Annotated in this window: 17 protein-coding genes; 8 read left to right on the top strand and 9 right to left on the bottom strand. The window is 33.5% G+C overall.

The genetic code is table 11. The features are described 5' to 3' along the window. Positions 1–17 precede the first annotated feature (17 nt). From CD113_RS00240 to CD113_RS00230, 3 genes are all read right to left on the bottom strand, one after another. Positions 18–881, bottom strand: coding sequence for an SDR family oxidoreductase (locus CD113_RS00240; RefSeq protein WP_002463859.1), 864 nt, complete (start codon positions 879–881; stop codon positions 18–20). A 276-nt stretch (positions 882–1,157) separates the two neighbouring features. Beyond that, positions 1,158–2,168, bottom strand: coding sequence for a HoxN/HupN/NixA family nickel/cobalt transporter (locus CD113_RS00235; RefSeq protein WP_407070845.1), 1,011 nt, complete (start codon positions 2,166–2,168; stop codon positions 1,158–1,160). 148 nt (positions 2,169–2,316) lie between these two features. Next, entirely contained in the window at positions 2,317–2,919 is a 603-nt protein-coding gene (locus CD113_RS00230) for a helix-hairpin-helix domain-containing protein (protein WP_002463861.1), read from the bottom strand. 201 nt (positions 2,920–3,120) lie between these two features. Here CD113_RS00230 and rarD point away from each other — a divergent pair, with 201 nt between their 5' ends. Next, positions 3,121–4,023 (top strand): EamA family transporter RarD, encoded by a 903-nt coding sequence (gene rarD, locus CD113_RS00225; protein WP_002463862.1) that lies wholly within the window; start codon positions 3,121–3,123, stop codon positions 4,021–4,023. A gap of 716 nt (positions 4,024–4,739) precedes the next feature. Here the strand turns inward: rarD and CD113_RS00220 are convergent. From CD113_RS00220 to trhO, 5 genes are all read right to left on the bottom strand, one after another. Further along, entirely contained in the window at positions 4,740–6,158 is a 1,419-nt protein-coding gene (locus CD113_RS00220; RefSeq protein WP_002464488.1) for an anion permease, read from the bottom strand. A 200-nt stretch (positions 6,159–6,358) separates the two neighbouring features. After that, complete coding sequence (gene bstA / locus CD113_RS00215) at positions 6,359–6,820, bottom strand: bacillithiol transferase BstA (protein ID WP_002464489.1); 462 nt, start codon at positions 6,818–6,820, stop codon at positions 6,359–6,361. A gap of 87 nt (positions 6,821–6,907) precedes the next feature. Beyond that, complete coding sequence (locus CD113_RS00210; protein ID WP_002464490.1) at positions 6,908–7,693, bottom strand: putative hydro-lyase; 786 nt, start codon at positions 7,691–7,693, stop codon at positions 6,908–6,910. A 119-nt stretch (positions 7,694–7,812) separates the two neighbouring features. Then, the gene (gene pcp / locus CD113_RS00205) at positions 7,813–8,451 is read right to left on the bottom strand and encodes a pyroglutamyl-peptidase I (protein WP_002464491.1); all 639 of its coding nucleotides are present in this window, start codon (positions 8,449–8,451) and stop codon (positions 7,813–7,815) included. A 287-nt stretch (positions 8,452–8,738) separates the two neighbouring features. Then, entirely contained in the window at positions 8,739–9,695 is a 957-nt protein-coding gene (gene trhO / locus CD113_RS00200; protein WP_002464492.1) for an oxygen-dependent tRNA uridine(34) hydroxylase TrhO, read from the bottom strand. Between the two features lie 244 nt (positions 9,696–9,939). Here trhO and CD113_RS00195 point away from each other — a divergent pair, with 244 nt between their 5' ends. Further along, positions 9,940–10,911: an SMP-30/gluconolactonase/LRE family protein gene (locus tag CD113_RS00195; protein ID WP_002464493.1), complete on the top strand. Its 972-nt coding sequence runs from the start codon at positions 9,940–9,942 to the stop codon at positions 10,909–10,911. 234 nt (positions 10,912–11,145) lie between these two features. Here the strand turns inward: CD113_RS00195 and CD113_RS00190 are convergent, their stop codons facing one another. Further along, positions 11,146–11,661, bottom strand: coding sequence for a YceI family protein (locus CD113_RS00190; protein ID WP_002464494.1), 516 nt, complete (start codon positions 11,659–11,661; stop codon positions 11,146–11,148). A 262-nt stretch (positions 11,662–11,923) separates the two neighbouring features. Here CD113_RS00190 and CD113_RS00185 point away from each other — a divergent pair, with 262 nt between their 5' ends. The 6 genes from CD113_RS00185 (at position 11,924) to CD113_RS00160 (ending at position 18,482) form a co-directional block, all read left to right on the top strand. Continuing rightward, positions 11,924–12,775: an SAM hydrolase/SAM-dependent halogenase family protein gene (locus CD113_RS00185; protein ID WP_002464495.1), complete on the top strand. Its 852-nt coding sequence runs from the start codon at positions 11,924–11,926 to the stop codon at positions 12,773–12,775. A 25-nt stretch (positions 12,776–12,800) separates the two neighbouring features. Then, positions 12,801–13,355, top strand: coding sequence for an ECF-type riboflavin transporter substrate-binding protein (locus tag CD113_RS00180; protein ID WP_002464496.1), 555 nt, complete (start codon positions 12,801–12,803; stop codon positions 13,353–13,355). A gap of 63 nt (positions 13,356–13,418) precedes the next feature. Next, positions 13,419–15,134 (top strand): ABC transporter ATP-binding protein, encoded by a 1,716-nt coding sequence (locus CD113_RS00175; protein WP_002464497.1) that lies wholly within the window; start codon positions 13,419–13,421, stop codon positions 15,132–15,134. Further along, positions 15,127–15,957: an energy-coupling factor transporter transmembrane component T family protein gene (locus CD113_RS00170; RefSeq protein ID WP_002464498.1), complete on the top strand. Its 831-nt coding sequence runs from the start codon at positions 15,127–15,129 to the stop codon at positions 15,955–15,957. The genes CD113_RS00175 and CD113_RS00170 overlap by 8 nt, the downstream gene beginning before the upstream one ends. Before the next feature lie 303 nt (positions 15,958–16,260). Then, a complete protein-coding gene (locus tag CD113_RS00165; RefSeq protein ID WP_002464499.1) occupies positions 16,261–17,385 on the top strand; it encodes a polysaccharide deacetylase family protein in 1,125 nt (374 codons plus the stop codon). A 281-nt stretch (positions 17,386–17,666) separates the two neighbouring features. Continuing rightward, positions 17,667–18,482: an ATP phosphoribosyltransferase regulatory subunit gene (locus tag CD113_RS00160; protein ID WP_002464500.1), complete on the top strand. Its 816-nt coding sequence runs from the start codon at positions 17,667–17,669 to the stop codon at positions 18,480–18,482. The last annotated feature ends 14 nt before the right edge of the window (positions 18,483–18,496 follow it).

Raw genomic sequence — 18,496 nt, 5'->3', positions numbered from 1 at the left:
GGCATGATTAATACTAATTAGAATTGGTCACCTAATAAGCGTTTCACTTGTTGTTGTAACTTTTTCCCTGTTGGATCAGATTCAGTCTTAATCGCTGTAAATCTTTCAGCCCAATCAGAAGTACGTATGCGAATAGGCGGATCGGCATCTTCAATGACATTTAAAATGACTTGTGCTACTTCTGCACCACTTTGAGAAGCATCTAAACCATAATTTTCTTTTAACCCGCCTAAATAAGAATTTAGTAGTGATGCATAATCCGCGTCATTAATACCACCTGTAGTTTCAAGTTGCGACAATACATTATTAGTAAATTCAGTTTTAATACCACCTGGCTCTACAACCGTAAACTTAACGTTAAAAGCAGGTTGAACATAGCTAGCAAGTGATTCTGTATAACCTTCAACACCAAATTTTGCAGCACAATATACTTCGTTAAAAGGTTGTCCTACGAGTCCACCAACAGATGAAATATTAATAATATGACCGTCTCTTTGTGAACGCATCGTTGGTAAGACAGCTTTAGTCATACGCATGACACTCATCAAATTAACATTCATTTGCCACATTAATTCATCATCTGAAGCAAGCTCCGTCGTTTTAACAAATCCTGCACCAGCATTATTAATTAAAATATCAAGACGTCCCTCAGCTTCAACGATGTCATTCACTGTTTGTGTAATGCTATTAGTATCTGTGACATCTAGTTGTTTAACTGTCAAATTGATATTTAATTCATCGGCTTTATCAAGTAATGGTTGTTGTTTTGTTAAATCCCGCATTGTGGCATACACGTTATATCCATTTTGAGCAAGAGTTAAGGCAGTCTCAAACCCTAAACCTGTCGATGACCCTGTAATTAGTACAACTTTATTATTCATAACATAACTCCTTTAATATAATGTCTGTTAAGTATATCCTTTAGTATATTAAAGTCAATTAATTAGAAATGACGTGTATTTTCCGATTAGTTATAAACCTGCTATTTGTTTAACATAAATGATTATTTTAAATGCAAAAATGGAGTGTGATAGAAATAAAATTTATTTCCATCACACTCCGGTAAGACTGCCTAAGTTTGTAAAACGCTGATTTATCAGCATTTTAAACACAAAAAGCATCCTGATGAATGATGTCATTAACCAGGATGCTCAATATTATTTTGCCCAACGATGTTCAATGTTACCGAATTTCCAAATTAAGCTTGAAATTAGCCAGGTAATTAAGAACAATGCAACTAAGATGTAACCTAAATAATCAAATTGAATACTTTGGACAAATGTCCAAAATGAGCCATGTAAATTCAGTTTGTCCGCTAAAATTTGTAATAATTCAATCATACCTATAACTAAAGCAGCAATAACTGAAATAGCTGTTATCGTAATATTATAATAAATTTTACGTATTGGATTAAAGAAAGCCCAATTATAAGCTGATTTCATAACGATACCGTCTAATGTATCTAATAAACTCATACCTGAAGCAAACAAAATCGGTAATGATAGAATACCGATAAGTGAAATAGCTTGTTGTGATGCACCTGAAGACAGAGCTAATAAAGCAATTTCACTGGCAGTATCAAACCCTAAACCAAATAAGAAACCAAGCGGCAAGACGTGCCAACTACGACTAATAACTTTAAAATATGGACCGACAAAACGACTGACAAAGCCTCGTGCTTCAAGAAGTTGGTCTACTTCCTCATCTTCGATATGTTCGCGTCGTAATTTAGCGAAAAGTTTAATCAGAGATACTAAAATAATAAGATTAAGTACACCAATTAATACTAAAAAGAAACCAGAAACTAGGGTGCCAATGGTGCCACCAATATCTTGAAAATGAGGTAGTTCATGTTGTGCCCATTTTACAGAAACCCCTAAAAATACAGCCATTAAAAAGACCACTGAAGAGTGTCCAATAGAAAAATAAAAGCCTACACCGACAGGATCTCTACGTTGTTGTAACAATTTACGGACAGTGTTATCAATTGCTGCAATATGATCGGCATCAAATGCATGTCTTAAACCTAAAGTATAAGCTAGAATCCCCATGCCAATTAAGATGTGATGGTCTCGACCAGCAATCCACAAGAAACTAAAACCTATAATATGTAAAATCACCACAATGATAATATATGGTAGCCAAGATAAACGTTGATTATTAAACATTATTAAATAAAAGCCTTCTTTCCATTTATAATGACTAATCATATACCATGTTGTTAGCGTATTCTATAATAATAATTGAGTGTGACAAAAATGTTAGACAAATTAATTAAAAAAAATAATGATTATGTGTAAAGTTTAACTGTCGTAATTAAGTTAAATTGAATTGTGATGCTAGTGATTCAGTAACATGTTCGTAGGTTGTTGCTTGAGTGATATTGGCATTATCTGAATCATTGTCAAATTCAAAGAAAGTTGCAAAATAAACTTGAGCATCATTCTCTAATGTTTGCATACCTTGCAAAGATCCTAAGTTTCCATCTGTTAAGATAGATGTAATATCAATGCCAGTGACTTTTGGTTGTGATGATAATTGTTGCAGCAAGATTTGTACACCGTGTATTTCTATAGTGCCTGGTATCTTCCAAATAAAATGATCAGTAACGATGCGACATAACACATCAATATCTAAAGAAGCTGTAGCTACTACGAAATCAAACATTTTTTGAGTTTTAGCAGTATGGGTATATGTCTGTTGTATTGTTAACGAGATAGGTTGTGTTGGCCTTACACCATTAAAATGCAGATTGTACTTATGTAATGACGCTTCAATTAAAGCAATGGTTTTAGGTCCAACACCATGTAAACTAAGAAGGTAAGCCTTTGAAAAATGTGCGACATCTTCTAAACAAGTAATATCTTCACGTTGTAGTGCTCTAGAAGCGGGTTGCCCAATTTTGGGTAAATTTGTCATTCTATGTCATCCTCCAGTCTTTGTTGAAATATACCCGTTTTAACAGGTTTAAAATATAAAAATAGCGTAAATGTAGTAGCGTTCAGAATAATTTTAAAATATTTGGAATTAATAATAATTAATAAAATCAAAATACCATACTATTACAATAAATGTTAAAATTTTAAGAATAGTAATAATTTGATATTAAGGGGGGATTTTATGAATACAGAATATAGAAATGGTATATTATTTGCTTTAAGTGCATATGTGCTGTGGGGTATCTTACCAATATATTGGGATTTAATTAGTGGCATTGGTGCCTTTGAAATTTTAGCATTTCGTATTATATTTTCTATGATATTCATGGTGTTGATTATTGTTGTAGGGAAGAAGCAACGTTATGCGTTTCAAAGAGATGTGCATCAATTATTCACTCATCCAATACAACTCATCACGATTATCATTGCAGGATATATTATCACATTAAATTGGGGAACATTTATTTGGGCAGTGACTAATGGTCACGTCCTACAATCTAGTTTAGGCTATTATATTAATCCTCTTGTTAGCATTTTACTGGCATTAATTTTCTTAAAAGAAAGATTTAATAAATTTGAATGGCTAGCCATACTATTTGCCTTTATTGGTGTACTATATATGACAATTGAAATAGGAGAGTTTCCGATTGTCTCAATCATGTTAGCTTTAACCTTTGGTGTCTATGGATTATTGAAGAAAGTAGTGCACATCGATGCAATTAGTAGTATCACGATAGAATGTATTGTGACAGCACCAGCTGGGTTAATTTATGTTATTTATTTATGGCAACATCACGATATGTCATTTGGCTTGAACGTCTCATCTTTCTGGTTATTATTTTCAGGTGCGATCACTGCCATACCATTGATACTATTTTCTGCAGGAGCAAAACGTATTCCGTTATCGTTAACAGGTTTTATTCAATATATAGGTCCAACCATTATGTTTGTTCTAGGGATATTTGTATTTAAAGAACCATTTGATGTTCATCAATTAATTACATTTATATTTATTTGGATTGGTATTATCTTATACAGTCTTTCTCAATACATTAAAATTAAGAATAATCCGGTAACAAAATAAATCATATAGTAAAAGCGACTTTTCAGATGTTGAAAGGTCGCTTTTTTATAAGGTTCTCTCCCAAATTGGACTGATACATAATTATTTTTTTAAGCCTCGCACCCCAGCTTGCACATTATAGTAAAAATTCTGTTAACCGAATTTTTCTTTGCTGGGGCCCAAATGCCCAACTATGCCCGTCTTGCACATTAAAGTAAAAATTTTAGTTATAAAATTTTTCTATGACGGGTCCCTGCATTGCTTGTAGAAACTGTTTCACAGTTTCTCTATGTTGGGTCCCTACCTCAGGAGTCTCGGCTTCAAAATAATTTATATTTTAAATTATTCACTTTTTATTTATCAGTCCTGAAAAATAGAGAACCTTTTATAAAGAGATGATGATTTTAGAGTGTCCTTAGACATACCTCTATCAGAGTTGTAACTAACTATATAGCTAGTATCCACCATATACTACGCTGCTTAAATGGAGGTACATACATGTAATTACATTATTATGATAACAAATGGGACTGAGACAAAAACATTTCACACTTAACTTCAAGAATTTGGCAGTAACTGTCTGGTTTGTAAAATGCTGATAAATCAACGTTTTACAAACCTAGTCAGTCTTGCCGGGGTGGGATTACGAAATAATTTGTTATGAAATAATTATTTCTATCCCACTCCCATCAAAGTGTCTAGTTATTGATTGATATTTTAACAATATGAGATTCACACTAGAAAATACCTAACATCTTCATCCATAGGGAGCCTAGACCAATCCAAATAATAAAGTAAACAATACCTAGCACAAAGTTCATTGTCCACCAACGTTTTTGCGTCACGTAGCCTGAAGAAAAAAGAATAGGTGCTGGACCACTACTATAATGTGTTGTAGATGCCATTAAATTACCAAAGAAACCTAGGATCAATGCACTAAATAATGGTGGTGCACCAGCTGCTACTGCAACACCTAGTAAGGCTGCATACATAGCACTGACATGTGCTGTGGAACTTGCAAATAAATAATGAGAATAGAAATAAAATAAAATCAAAATAACGATTACTATTGGCCAACTTAGACCACCTAAACTTGTGGCGATACTTTTACTAAGCCAAGGAATAAATCCTAACTTGTTTAATTGATCTGCCATTAAGACAAGAACAGAGAACCATACTAACGTATTCCAAGCGCCTGTTTCATTTAGGATATCTTGCCATGATAAGACACCTGTCAATAGTAATAAAGCTAAAGCGATAAATGCTGTTAACGTAGCATCAACATTGATAAAGCTGCCAACAATCCATAACCCTAAAGCAATAATGAAAATACCAATCATAAATTTTTCAGCTAAAGATATTTTACCCATAGTCGCAAGCTCATTTTCAGCCCAACTTTTAGCGTTAGGTGTTTCTTTAACAGTTGGAGGATACATTTTATAAATAATAAAAGGTACAACGATTAAAGACACTAGTCCAGGTACTAAAGCAGCTAAAAACCAATTCATCCATGTAATATGAATATGAGCCGTACTAGATGCTAAATTTTGAGCTAACGGGTTTCCAGCCATAGCAGTTAAAAACATTGCTGCAGTAATTAAGTTACCTTGAAACTCCGTAAATATTAAAAATGATCCCATTTTACGTTCAGTACCATCTTTAGGGTTTGAACCAAATGATTCAGACAATGATTTAATAATAGGAAACATAATACCACCGGCACGTGCAGTATTACTTGGTGTTGCAGGTGCTAAAATTAAATCAACACCTACTAATGAATAAGCAAGACCTAATGTTTTTTTACCGAAGAGACGCACAAATTGTAATGCGATACGTCGACCGAGACCTGTTTTAACAAAACCTCTAGAAATGAAAAATGCCATTGCAATAAGCCAAATGCTATTGTTACCAAAGCCAAGTACAGCAGTTTTCATATCGATAATGCCTACAAGTACCATAATGGTAAAGCCGATAATTGAAACTGCACCAATTGGCATAGGTTGTGTAATACAAGCAATGATTGTAGCTACAAAAATAGCAAACATATACCAAGCTTGAGTATCCACAGCATCCGGTTTTACAGGGGTTAATGCAAAAATAAGTAAACCGATAATAATAGGGAGTATAAATTCACGATATTTTACTGTGTTTTTCATAAAGTGTGGTCCTTCTTTCTATTTTAAATACTTATTTAAATTCAGAATAATATTAATCTCAATATATGTACAGTAGATATTTAGATTATTTTGCAAAATTATATAATTACAAAAACATAAATTACCATATCCTTACATTGAGTTAATCATTAACATACAAAAACTCACCGTTAGTAGTTTAACGGTGAGTCATTAAGATATTATTTACTTCTTAATATGCGAGACATTTCTTCAATTTTGCCAGCGTGTAATGGGATATGAATGGCATTTAAGACTAATAATTCTTCCAAATTATTACAACCAGCAACTGGTTGAGGTAATTGAATGGCTAAGTCTTCAGCTGTAAGCTGCTGTGCACGTTCCGGTAACGTTTTAATGGCTGCTAATATGTCGTCAATTGTAGGAACCTCTTGTCCCCAATCAGCAGGTTTAGAGCCATAACCGAAAAGTTGATTATAGTAGTCAACATCAATATTTTGTTTGCCAGCAACAGATAATGCTGATTCAAAAATAGTTAGTACATGCCCAAATTGCCAATGTAATGTATTTGGAAAAACATCATGTTGTTGGTCTAACACTTCAGCGACATGCCAATGATCATAGACGTTGGTAATGTAACCAACTCCGGTATTAATAACATCAAATACTGTTTTAGTAGTCATCATCATTACTCCTTGTTTATTCAGTGTTATTTCATTCATATACCCGTTTTATTAGTATATTAGACAATGACAAGACTTAACGTATTATTAATTTGAAAGAGCATTATTTTTAATATCAGTAATAGACATATGACCTGGTGAGTGTGTAATCATCAGGTCAGGTTTTGCTTGTAATGCAACGGATTGAGGTGTGACACCACATCCCCAAAAAACTGGAACTTCATTATGATGGATAGTAACAGCTTGTCCAAAGTCTGGTTGATTAATGTCTGAGATTCCAAGAAACTCAGGGCTACCAATGTGTATTGGAGTGCCGTGAACATTGTTAAAATGAGTAGTAATTTCTGTAGCCTTGATAGCTTGTGACATCGTCATTGGACGCATGCTCACAGTGATATTCCCCTTAAAAATGCCACTACTTTGTGCTGGTTGATTTGTTATATACATTGGTACATTATGATGTTCTTCTAAATGACGAATAGGTATATCAGCTTCTAACAAGGCATGCTCAAAGGTAAAGCTACATCCAATCAGAAAACTTACTAAATCGTCATTAAACCAATCCAAGATGTCAGTAGGTTGATCAATTAATACGCCATTTTGATAAATATGGTATTGCGCTACTTCTGTACGTATGTCAGCTTTGCTACCATATGTTGGAAATGTTACCTCGCCGACTTCAGCAACGTCTAATAAAGGACAAGTTTTAGGATTTCTAAAGCAAAATTTCAAAAAATCATAGGCGTACTTAGACGGCAAGATGACCACATTTGCTTGAATATAATCTTTAGCCAAACCACTAGTGTGTCCAGTAATTTCTTTGTTACTAATCATGTGACGTAATGTTTGTGGCGTGTGATTCGTGACAGTCATGTCAATCATCCCCTTATTATTATATTCCACTTAGTGTAACAAAATTATGAATAAGGGTAAATTGTAATTATAAATATATTATTATTTATGGCTAATGTTATTAAAGTATTTGCTAATTATTATTCAGTGGTCCCCAAAGCTAAATGATGATGCTCATCGTGATGTATAACTTGCAGTGCAGCTGTCAAACCTTTGACGATATCATCTAGTGACATCGCTGGTGTGTCGGGTTTTTCGATGATTTGTTGTGATAAGTAAGGGACATGAATAAAGCCAAAACGAAGCCACGGATACTTAGTTGCTTGTAAGTAACCCAGATAATAGAAGACATGATTACATACAAAAGTGCCAGCACTATTGGATAATTGACTAGGCAAGCCAGCAGCTCTTATTGCTTGTGTCATAGCTTTGACTGGTAAATTTGAAAAATAAGCATTCGCACCGTCTAATTTTATCGTTTTATCGCTAGGTTGATTACCACTATTATCAGGAATTCTAGCATCATCTAGATTAATACCAATACGTTCAGGAGTAATCGCATATCTTCCACCTGCTTGACCAATTGCAACAATCGCATCATAATGTTCAGGTTCAATTAGATGATCAAGTACTTTTTCCGATTCAACAAATGATGTAGGGAGTTGTCGTTTAGTAATGGTATGTGGACCAAGTGTATCATCTAATAATTTGACGGCTTCCCACGATGGATTGATTTCATTTTGTTCAAAAGGTTCAAAGCCTGTTACTAGTATATGCATGTTGAACACCTCGAATTATATTATTTTAAGATAATGTTAGTATAGCAAGCAGCCATCATAAAAACGACTAAGCCAACAATTGAGGTTCTCAATTGTTTAGACTAATAAATAAAAAGGTGAATCATTATGTATCAGTCCAATTTGTGAGAGAACCAAAATTGACTAAGACACTGCAATGCTAGTCGATAACTTGAAGCGGCTATATACAAGAAAAGACAATTTCTATCAACGTTCAATAGAAATTGTCTTTTTAAAATTTTATCTTTTACTCACTGAGTATACGTTTATTAAGCGTTTTGATGTTCTTGATCAAAGTTTTCTAATCGACGTTGCCACTCTTCGTTACTAATATGATGTTTAGCAACATAACGATTACGTTCATGTTTAGCACAATCATAAGAGCAGGCACCTAAATATTTAGCTTCATTCTCTTCTGATACAAGAATTTGTTTATTACATTCAGGGTTTGAACAGTTGATATAACGTTCACATGGTGTGCCATCAAACCATTCTTTCCCGATAACAGTACGATCTACATGGTTAACATCTACGCTGATACGTTCGTCAAAGACATACATTTTACCGTCCCAATATTGGCCTCGCGTTTCAGGATCTTTACCATATGTTGCAATACCACCATGAAGTTGTGCCACATCCTCGAAGCCTTCTTTAATTAACCAGCCAGAGAATTTTTCGCAACGAATACCACCAGTACAATATGTGACAATCTTCTTACCTTCAAGCATATCTTCGTGATTTTTAATCCAGTCTGGCAAATCTCTAAAACGTGTAATATCTGGACGAATTGCACCACGAAAATGTCCTAAATCAAATTCATAGTCATTACGAGCATCAATAATCACAGTATCATCATCTTCAAGCGCTTCTTTAAACTCGCTAGGAGATAAATATTTACCAGTTGTTTGACGTGGATCAACATCTTCCTCTAAGTCTAAAGCAACAATTTCCTTACGAGGTCTAACATGCATTTTTTTAAAGGCATGGCCGTCTGCTTCATCAATTTTAAAAACCATATCTTTAAAACGTTCATCAGCGTGCATATGCTCGATATATTGATCTGTTTCTTCTTTTGTACCAGACAGTGTACCATTAATACCTTCTGTTGATACTAAGATTCTCCCTTTTAAATTATGTGCTTTACAAAATGCTAAATGATCAACTGCAAATGTTTCGGGGTCCTCAATTGTTGTGTATTTATAATATAAAAGAACTCTATAGTCCATATCTCATTCTCCTTCTTACTATGACGATAAATATTAACTTTGTTTATTTACGTAATGTGAAAAACATTCAAATTTCATACTTTTACCATTATATTATTTTAACAAAGTAATGTAATGTTTCAATGAATGAGCTTATAAATCCTCCATAAGACTGATAAAATAAAAATATGAAAGCGATAACATAAATGGAGGAATGAAATTCTGCTAAAATTTAAATAGCATGACAAAGGAGGAACATAACATTATGACAGCTCAGCAATTACCTACATTGGTATATTCAGGAAAATCTAATAGTGCCGTACCTATTGTTACAGAAAGTGAATTACAAACGATAACTGCAGAACCTTGGGTTAAGATATCAGACCGAGGGCTACAGTTAGAAGGTCTCAATTTTGATAAACAGGGGCAATTGTATCTATTAGATGTTTTTGAAGGTAATATTTTTAAAGTGAATCCTGCAACGAAAGAAGTTACACATCAATTTACAGCAAATAAAGATCATCCAGCAGCAATTAAAATACATAAAGATGGTCGTCTGTTTATTTGTTATTTAGGAGATTTCAAATCTACGGGTGGTATATTTGCAGTAACGCCAGAAGGTCAAAATCAACAAGATATTATTAACGATATTGCAACCGAATACTGTATTGACGATATGGTCTTTGATAGTAAAGGTGGTTTCTATTTTACAGATTTTAGAGGTTATTCGACAAAACCAGAGGGTGGTGTATATTACGTCTCACCAGATTTAAAAACTGTTACACCTGTCATTCAAAACATTAGTGTCGCTAATGGTATTGCTTTAAGTACAGACGAAAAAGTCTTATGGGTTACAGAAACAACAGCCAATCGTTTACATAGAATTGCCTTAAAAGATGATGGCGTAACAATTCAACCTTTTGGTGCAACGATTCCTTATTATTTTACAGGTCATGAAGGACCAGATTCATGCTGTATTGATAGTGATGACAACTTATATGTTGCGATGTATGGTCAAGGAAGGGTATTAGTATTTAACAAACGAGGTTATCCAATTGGACAAATTTTAATACCAGGACGTGATGAAGGACATATGCTACGGTCGACACATCCACAATTTATTCCTGGAACGAATCAACTTATTATTTGTTCAAACGATATTGAAATGGGTGGCGGTTCGATGTTATATACTGTAAATGGTTTTGCGAAAGGACATCATAGCTTCCAATTTCATTAACATCGGAGTGACATAAACATCATTTTTATGAACATCAGGTTATCATTTGAACCTGGGGTAGACTGACCGAGGTGTAAAACATTGCTTTATGACCATCATACGATCTAGATACTAATTGTTGTGCGCTTCATATTATGTATGGCATCCTTTTGCTACATACGTTAAAGGCTACAACTTACTATATAGGAATAAAAAAAGAGAATCGCCACGGCGATTCTCTTTGCTATTAATACATTACTCTGAAATTGCGAATTCTACAGCAGCTTCAAATTTCACGTCTTTACCTAACATAACGCCGCCTGTTTCTAAAGTTTGGTTAAAGCTCATATCATAAGCTTCACGGTTGATTTTACCAGTTACGATAAAGCCAGTTACTTGTGAACCGTCCATAGGGTTTTTACTTACACCATTGAATTCAACATCAAATGTTTCTTCGTGAGTAACACCTTTAATCGTTAAGTTACCAGTTACTGTATTGTCAGTAACAGATGTAGTTACAAATGTAATTTTATCAAATTCATCAGTTGCAAAGAAATCACCAGTACGTAAGTGATTGTCACGATCTGCATTTTTAGTATCGATTGAGCTTGGAATAATTGTGGCAGTTGCTTGTAATGAACTCAAATCATTAATGTCACCTGTAAGCGCTACGTCAAATTGTTCAAAAGTTCCTTTAACTTTAGATACCATTAAATGTTTGATTTGAAATTCAATACTGCTGTGTACACCGTCAAAAGTAAAGTTAGTCATAATAAAAATCCTCCAGTTATGTTTACATAAATATATTTTTTATACTTAATATAAATACCATATCACCTATGTATGAAATATGCAAGCATTATATTTAGAATTCGAAATAACGTTATATTTTGGCAATTTTTAAAAATCTGAGGAAAATTATCGCAATACTTATAAATACTGTTGACTTTGCTAGTTACAACTCGTAATATTTTAATATAATTCTGAAAATTCAAATAATACATTGAGCAATAATTTATTGGGGAGGTTACTTATGGGAAAATATTTAGTATTACAATCAGATTTTGGCTTAGGTGATGGTGCAGTAAGTGCGATGTATGGTGTTGCACATACTGTCAGTGATGATATTAAAGTAAATAATCTTACACATGAAATACCGCCATACGATATTTGGGTAGCATCATATCGTTTATATCAAACTGTTAAATATTGGCCTAAAGGGACAGTGTTTGTATCTGTCGTTGACCCTGGTGTAGGTAGTGATCGTCGTAGTATCGCATGTTTAACGTCGACTGGACATTATATTATTACACCTGATAATGGTTCTTTAAGTCATATTAAGCATTACGATGGTCTTGAAAAGGTGATTGAAATCAATGAAGTGACAAGTCGATTACCACATTCTGAAGAAAGTCATACATTTCATGGAAGAGATGTTTATGCATACAATGGTGCAAGATTGGCGGCAGAGGAGATTGATTTTGAGCAACTAGGCCGTGAAATAGCATTAAATTCTATAGAAGAACTTGAAATTATAGAAGCACAGCTTAATGACGGAGTATTATCAGGTAGCATTGATGTCCTTGATATTAGGTTTGGATCGTTATGGACCAATATTCCTCTGTCCTATTTAAAAGATCTTAACGTAGTGCATGGTGATGATTTAGTGGTGACTATCTTACATCATAATAACAAGGTATATCAAAATATTATCAAGTTCGCACGTTCATTTGCAGATGTAAATGTTGGAGAACCATTAGTATATGTTAATTCTTTAGTCAATATTGGTGTGGCAGTTAATCAGGATTCATTTTCTGATTTATATCACATTGGTACTGGAAACGAGTGGACAATTCAATTATCAAAAGCACCAAGTATAGAATAAGTATCAATTTAGGGAGAGTTATTAAATGAATAAACAAGGTATTTCAGTTAAGACAATTGTCGCAATAGGTATTGGCGCAGCAGTGTTCGTTATTTTAGGTCGTTTTGTCGTTATTCCAACAGGATTTCCAAATACGAATATAGAGACTTCCTATGCATTTTTATCACTGATTTCAGTTATATTTGGTCCATTTGCTGGCTTAATGATTGGTTTGATTGGTCATGCTGTAAAAGATTTCACTACATATGGTAGTGCTTGGTGGAGTTGGGTAATATGTTCAGGAATTATAGGTTTCTTATATGGTTGGATTGGCTTGAAGATTAATTTATCTTCAGGACAATTTTCTAAAAAAGCTATGGTTTACTTTAATGTTGCACAAGTTGTAGCTAACATTGTTTGTTGGGCAATTATTGCACCATTTTTAGACATTTTAATATATAGTGAACCAGCAAATAAAGTGTTCACACAAGGTATGATTTCAGCAGTGTTAAATATCATTTCTGTTGGCATTATAGGGACATTATTAATTAAAGCATATGCAGCTACACAAATTAAAAAAGGTAGTTTACATAAAGAATAATGTCCATATTGAGGACACAACTGCAGCGTATTAACTTTGAAGGCAGAAAGGTAAGAGGTAGTTATGACTGAACCCATTATATCGTTTAAAGATTTTAGTTTTCAGTATCATAGTCAAGCAGAACCTACGTTACATGATGTTAATATTGATATTTTCCCTGGGGAAAAGGTGTTAGTCATTGGTGCGTCAGGTAGTGGTAAATCGACATTTTTAAATTGTATTAATGGTCTTATTCCTTTCAAGATAAAAGGTGACATCAAAGGAGAATTATATATTAATGGCTTAAATGCAGTCGATGGCAATTTACATGAAAGATCTAATATTGTAGGAACAGTCTTACAAGATACGGATGGACAATTTATTGGATTAACAGCAGCTGAAGATATGGCTTTTTTACTTGAAAACAATCGTCAATCACAAGATCAGATGCAAGAAGAAGTTGCATTTTGGGCTGACAAAGTAGGCATCCAACATCATTTAAATCATAGGCCACAAGATTTATCAGGTGGGCAGAAACAACGTGTTTCATTAGGTGGCATTTTGATTCATCGTGCACCTATTCTTATTCTAGATGAACCGTTAGCTAATTTAGATCCAAGGACGGGTATTGAAACTATGTCGTTGTTACAACAAATACATCAAGATACACAAACAACCATGCTCATTGTTGAACATCGTTTAGAAGAAGCATTAGATGATACGTTTGATAGAGTGTTGTTATTTAAAGAAGGGCATCTCATTGCAGATACGACACCATCACAATTATTAACATCCACACAATTAATTGAAGCGGGTATTAGAGAACCTTTATATAGCAGTGTGTTGAAATATGCTAATGTGCCGTTACAAGAGATACCAAATTTAGCAAACTTGACAGCTACTGCGCATCATTCCAAAGTTCAAACAGCAATTCAACAGTGGTTTAAACCGGCAAATTCTCATTCATACTCAAATAATAATAAAACGCCACTCCTTAGCTTAGCGCATGTAAATTTTCAGTATGAAACATATAGCGCAAAAGTTTTAGATGATATCAATCTTACTATTCATGCTGGTGAGATGATTAGTATCGTCGGGCATAATGGTGCAGGCAAGTCCACTTTAGCTAAAGCAATTTGTGGCTTTGTACCGGCTACTGGAGACATGAAGTTAAATGATAAAGATTTCAGTCATTGGACAATTAGCGAACGTTCTAATGAAGTGGGATATGTGATGCAAAATCCTAACCATATGATTTCTGAAAAAATGATTTATGATGAAGTAGCACTAGGATTGCGACTCAGAAATATTGCCGAAGAAGATATTAAACAACGTGTTATGGAAGTACTAGAAATTTGTGGTTTATATACTTATCGCAATTGGCCAATAGCAGCTTTAAGTTATGGTCAAAAAAAGCGAGTGACTATTGCTTCAATTTTAGTACTAGACCCACAAATTATTATTTTAGACGAGCCGACTGCTGGTCAAGATTACCAACATTATACTGAAATGATGTTATTTTTAGAGCAGTTAAACCAACAAGGCAAGACAATTATAATGATTACCCATGATATGCATTTATTAGTAGAGTATACACAGCGCACGTTAGTCATAGCTGAAGGACGATTGATTGCAGACACAACACCAATAGCTGTATTAGATAGTGCAGAATTATGTGAATTAGCCAATTTACGTCAAACTTCACTGTATGCTTTAGCACAACAACTCAATATAACTAACGTACAGCAATTCGTTAGTTATTTCATAGCGTATGATAGAGAGGTGAAGCGACATGAATGATAATACGTTAGGTTATCATCAAGGGAATAGCGTTATTCATCATATCAATGCAACTGCAAAATTAATTTTTTTGTTATGTATCTCTATAGCTGCAATGACAACTTATGATACAAGATATTTAATTGTTATTAGTATCATATCGATTAGCTTATTTAAAATGTCTCAATTAAAATGGAGACAAGTAAGTTTTGTCATTAAATTTATCGGCTTTTTTACGGTTATTAATATCATTGCAGTATACTTGTTTGACCCTGAATACGGTGTCAGATTATATGATCATCGTACGGTCTTACTGGATGGTATCGGTCGATTCACAGTGACGTCACAAGAACTTTTTTATTTATGTAACTTATGTCTTAAATATGTTAGTACAGTACCATTAGCATTAGTATTTTTAATGACGACTAATCCAAGTCATTTTGCCGCCAGTTTAAATAAAGTTGGTGTTAATTATAAAATTAGTTATGCAGTTGCTTTAGCACTGCGATACATTCCAGATATTCAAGAAACGTATCACAATATTTCATTAGCACAACAAGCAAGAGGATTTGAAATGTCTAGCAAAGCATCTTTGCTGAAGAGACTTAAAGGTATTAGTCATATTGTCGTGCCACTTATTTTTTCGAGTTTAGATAGAATAGATACTATTAGCACTGCAATGGAATTACGTCAATTTGGTCATTATAAAAAAAGAACATGGTATGTTGGTCAGAAGTTTAACAGTATCGATTATGGTGTCATTGTCATTACTGTTATATTACTTGCATTAGCAGTCGTATGTTTTTTCATAAATGGTGGACGATTCTATAATCCGTGGCAATAAGTGCGATCGACTGTAACATAGCCGTTTATTACATTTAAGGTAAGACTTCGGTTTGTGTTACTTCACACTGATGTATGTCTAAAACATCACCTACCCTACTGTATATAAAGATATAAGTGCGTTAAATATTGAAAGATTTGATAATACTATTGTACTCATACGCCAATAAAATTTGTGTATGATTTAGGCTTCGTGAATTAGGAAAGGTCAACACACATAAAATATAAAATTTTTATTGAAAAATTAATTAATTTATTAAAATAGTGGTATAATTGTGCATAAAGTTACGAAAGGAGTAAGTTAATGCATAAACGATATATACCACTATTTTTTATTATCATATCAGTTGTGCTATTAAGTAGTTGTTCCACATCACTACCAAATCATAAAAATGAAGCTCAAGCATCGCACCCTTTTGCTAAATATAAATCAAAAGTTGATGACAGTTGGCAAGATTATCACGGTCAAATTTATCATGTTTTCTATCATCCATTAATTACAGACCCTAAAATTGCTTTTACGCGTGAAAAAAACCAGGCTAAAGGAAACAATGATTGGATGATTACAGTAAGTGAATTTAAAAAATCATTAAATGAATTATATAAAAATAACTTTATGATTATTAATCCACATGATGCATATGATTTAACGTCCAATCCAATTAAAATAAAACATTTAAAATTACCAAAAGGTAAAAAGCCATTAATTATTTCAATTGATGATATGAACTACTATACATATATGAGACATAACGGTTATGCAGACCGGTTAGTACTAAATAAAAATAAAGAAGTTGTATCTGAAACTACAGATAATAAAGGACATGCGACGCAATCATCCAATAATGATATTGTGCCAATACTTAATCAATTTGTGAAAGAACATCCTGATTTTTCCTTAAATGGTCAAAAAGGTGTGATCGCATTAACAGGATATGAAGGTGTCTTAGGATACCGTACCAATGAATTAACTAGTAAGCATTATCATAAAGATAAAGAAGATGCTAAAGCAGTTGTTAGAGCGATGAAAAGAGATGGTTGGTCATTTGCTAGTCACTCATATGGACATATTAATTTTGCTAAAACACCAATAGATGGCATAAAAAGAGATACGACTAAATGGGAGAAAGAAGTAGTACCGATTGTTGGCAAGACAGATATTTTTGTCTTTCCACATGGCGCTCAAGATAGACATACACCAGCATATAATTATTTAGTGAAAGAAGCTGGTTTCAAATTTATAGCAGGCGTTGGACCGAACAATTATACTGTGGTCTCTCCTACAAATGTTTATCAAGATAGAGTTGCAATAGATGGTTTAAATTTATTTGAATTTAAATCAAAGCTCAAACCATTTTTTAACCCAATCGATGTGTATAGTAAAGTAGACCGCCAATATTTTAAAGGTGACAAGAACTACGAAAAATAATATAGCCTACATTGACCCTCTACTAACAATAAAAAGTGGAGGGTTTTATTAATAAATATGTTAAAGACTATATGCTGAGGAGTTATTTATCGAATCCATTCATTTAAATAAAACTTATAGCCAACCCCCTTTTCACTACTAAAAATAAAGAATTTTCAGAAAAAGGTTGTCTTTAACTAATAAAAATGATAATTTAGTATGCATATTACACTTTATCGTGGTAGAGAAATAAAGTGTTTAAAAAATAAGATGTAACAATGATGACTAAAAGAGGTGACTAAGTGAAAGAAGCAAAGCAAATCATAGCATTAAAGGAAACGGAAACAGCATTCTTATCATACTTTAATCAACAAAACTATCGTCTTGTTGATTTCAGTGTTATTGAGAGACTGGATTGGCAACAATTAAACCACGAAGACTTACAACAAATGGGTGAACGACGTTTTTGGCAGCACAATCGCCAAATTTATGCGTTGAGAAATGATTTTACAGACCAATTATTACGTTACTATACAATGTATCCAACTGATGCTGAAAAAGTAGCGTATACAGGCTTGATTATTCGTCATAATGATACAGCAACACAAGTAGGCATAGAGCATTATCATCCTACATTAACGAATGTGCAACATAGTTTACAATTATTTATTGATTTCATTATGACAAAGTTAAATGATCAAGTGAATTTTGTTGTGTTAGGACATTATCAATTGTTAGATGCACTTTTAGCAAAAGAGCTTCAAACGCATAAAGTGTTAGCAATGATTGAAGAACGTAATTTGTCTGGTCTAGCACAACATTTATCATCTAGTCATCCGTTGATACAGCTGTTACAACAAAATACGATTACACAACTTAATCAATTAGATCATTATATCTCGTCAGAGCACGCAGCGTTCCAAGAGTTAAAGGTTTGGCAACAATGGTTGTTAGCTCAAGGTTATAGTGACATTCATTTAGATTTAACTGCCCAGCCACCGAGGTCTTATTACAAAGGACTGTTTATACAGTGTCATTTAACCCACAGTGATCGTATCTTAACAGGTGGTTACTATAAAGGGGCTATAGAAGGTTTCGGTTTAGGATTGACATTATAAAAGGGGGGTCTATG

The organism is Staphylococcus simiae (assembly GCF_002902085.1).
GTDB lineage: Bacteria > Bacillota > Bacilli > Staphylococcales > Staphylococcaceae > Staphylococcus > Staphylococcus simiae.
Note: the sequence above shows the minus strand (reverse complement) of the source record. Positions and strands in the feature narration are given on the sequence as shown.

Excerpts from the sequence above, each read along its gene's own strand:
- CD113_RS00240 (WP_002463859.1), bottom strand. The coding sequence starts at position 881 with ATGAATAATAAAGTTGTACTAATTACAGGGTCATCGACAGGTTTAGGG.
- CD113_RS00235 (WP_407070845.1), bottom strand. The coding sequence starts at position 2,168 with ATGTTTAATAATCAACGTTTATCTTGGCTACCATATATTATCATTGTG.
- CD113_RS00230 (WP_002463861.1), bottom strand. The coding sequence starts at position 2,919 with ATGACAAATTTACCCAAAATTGGGCAACCCGCTTCTAGAGCACTACAA.
- rarD (WP_002463862.1), top strand. The coding sequence starts at position 3,121 with ATGAATACAGAATATAGAAATGGTATATTATTTGCTTTAAGTGCATAT.
- CD113_RS00220 (WP_002464488.1), bottom strand. The coding sequence starts at position 6,158 with ATGAAAAACACAGTAAAATATCGTGAATTTATACTCCCTATTATTATC.
- bstA (WP_002464489.1), bottom strand. The coding sequence starts at position 6,820 with ATGACTACTAAAACAGTATTTGATGTTATTAATACCGGAGTTGGTTAC.
- CD113_RS00210 (WP_002464490.1), bottom strand. The coding sequence starts at position 7,693 with ATGACTGTCACGAATCACACGCCACAAACATTACGTCACATGATTAGT.
- pcp (WP_002464491.1), bottom strand. The coding sequence starts at position 8,451 with ATGCATATACTAGTAACAGGCTTTGAACCTTTTGAACAAAATGAAATC.
- trhO (WP_002464492.1), bottom strand. The coding sequence starts at position 9,695 with ATGGACTATAGAGTTCTTTTATATTATAAATACACAACAATTGAGGAC.
- CD113_RS00195 (WP_002464493.1), top strand. The coding sequence starts at position 9,940 with ATGACAGCTCAGCAATTACCTACATTGGTATATTCAGGAAAATCTAAT.
- CD113_RS00190 (WP_002464494.1), bottom strand. The coding sequence starts at position 11,661 with ATGACTAACTTTACTTTTGACGGTGTACACAGCAGTATTGAATTTCAA.
- CD113_RS00185 (WP_002464495.1), top strand. The coding sequence starts at position 11,924 with ATGGGAAAATATTTAGTATTACAATCAGATTTTGGCTTAGGTGATGGT.
- CD113_RS00180 (WP_002464496.1), top strand. The coding sequence starts at position 12,801 with ATGAATAAACAAGGTATTTCAGTTAAGACAATTGTCGCAATAGGTATT.
- CD113_RS00175 (WP_002464497.1), top strand. The coding sequence starts at position 13,419 with ATGACTGAACCCATTATATCGTTTAAAGATTTTAGTTTTCAGTATCAT.
- CD113_RS00170 (WP_002464498.1), top strand. The coding sequence starts at position 15,127 with ATGAATGATAATACGTTAGGTTATCATCAAGGGAATAGCGTTATTCAT.
- CD113_RS00165 (WP_002464499.1), top strand. The coding sequence starts at position 16,261 with ATGCATAAACGATATATACCACTATTTTTTATTATCATATCAGTTGTG.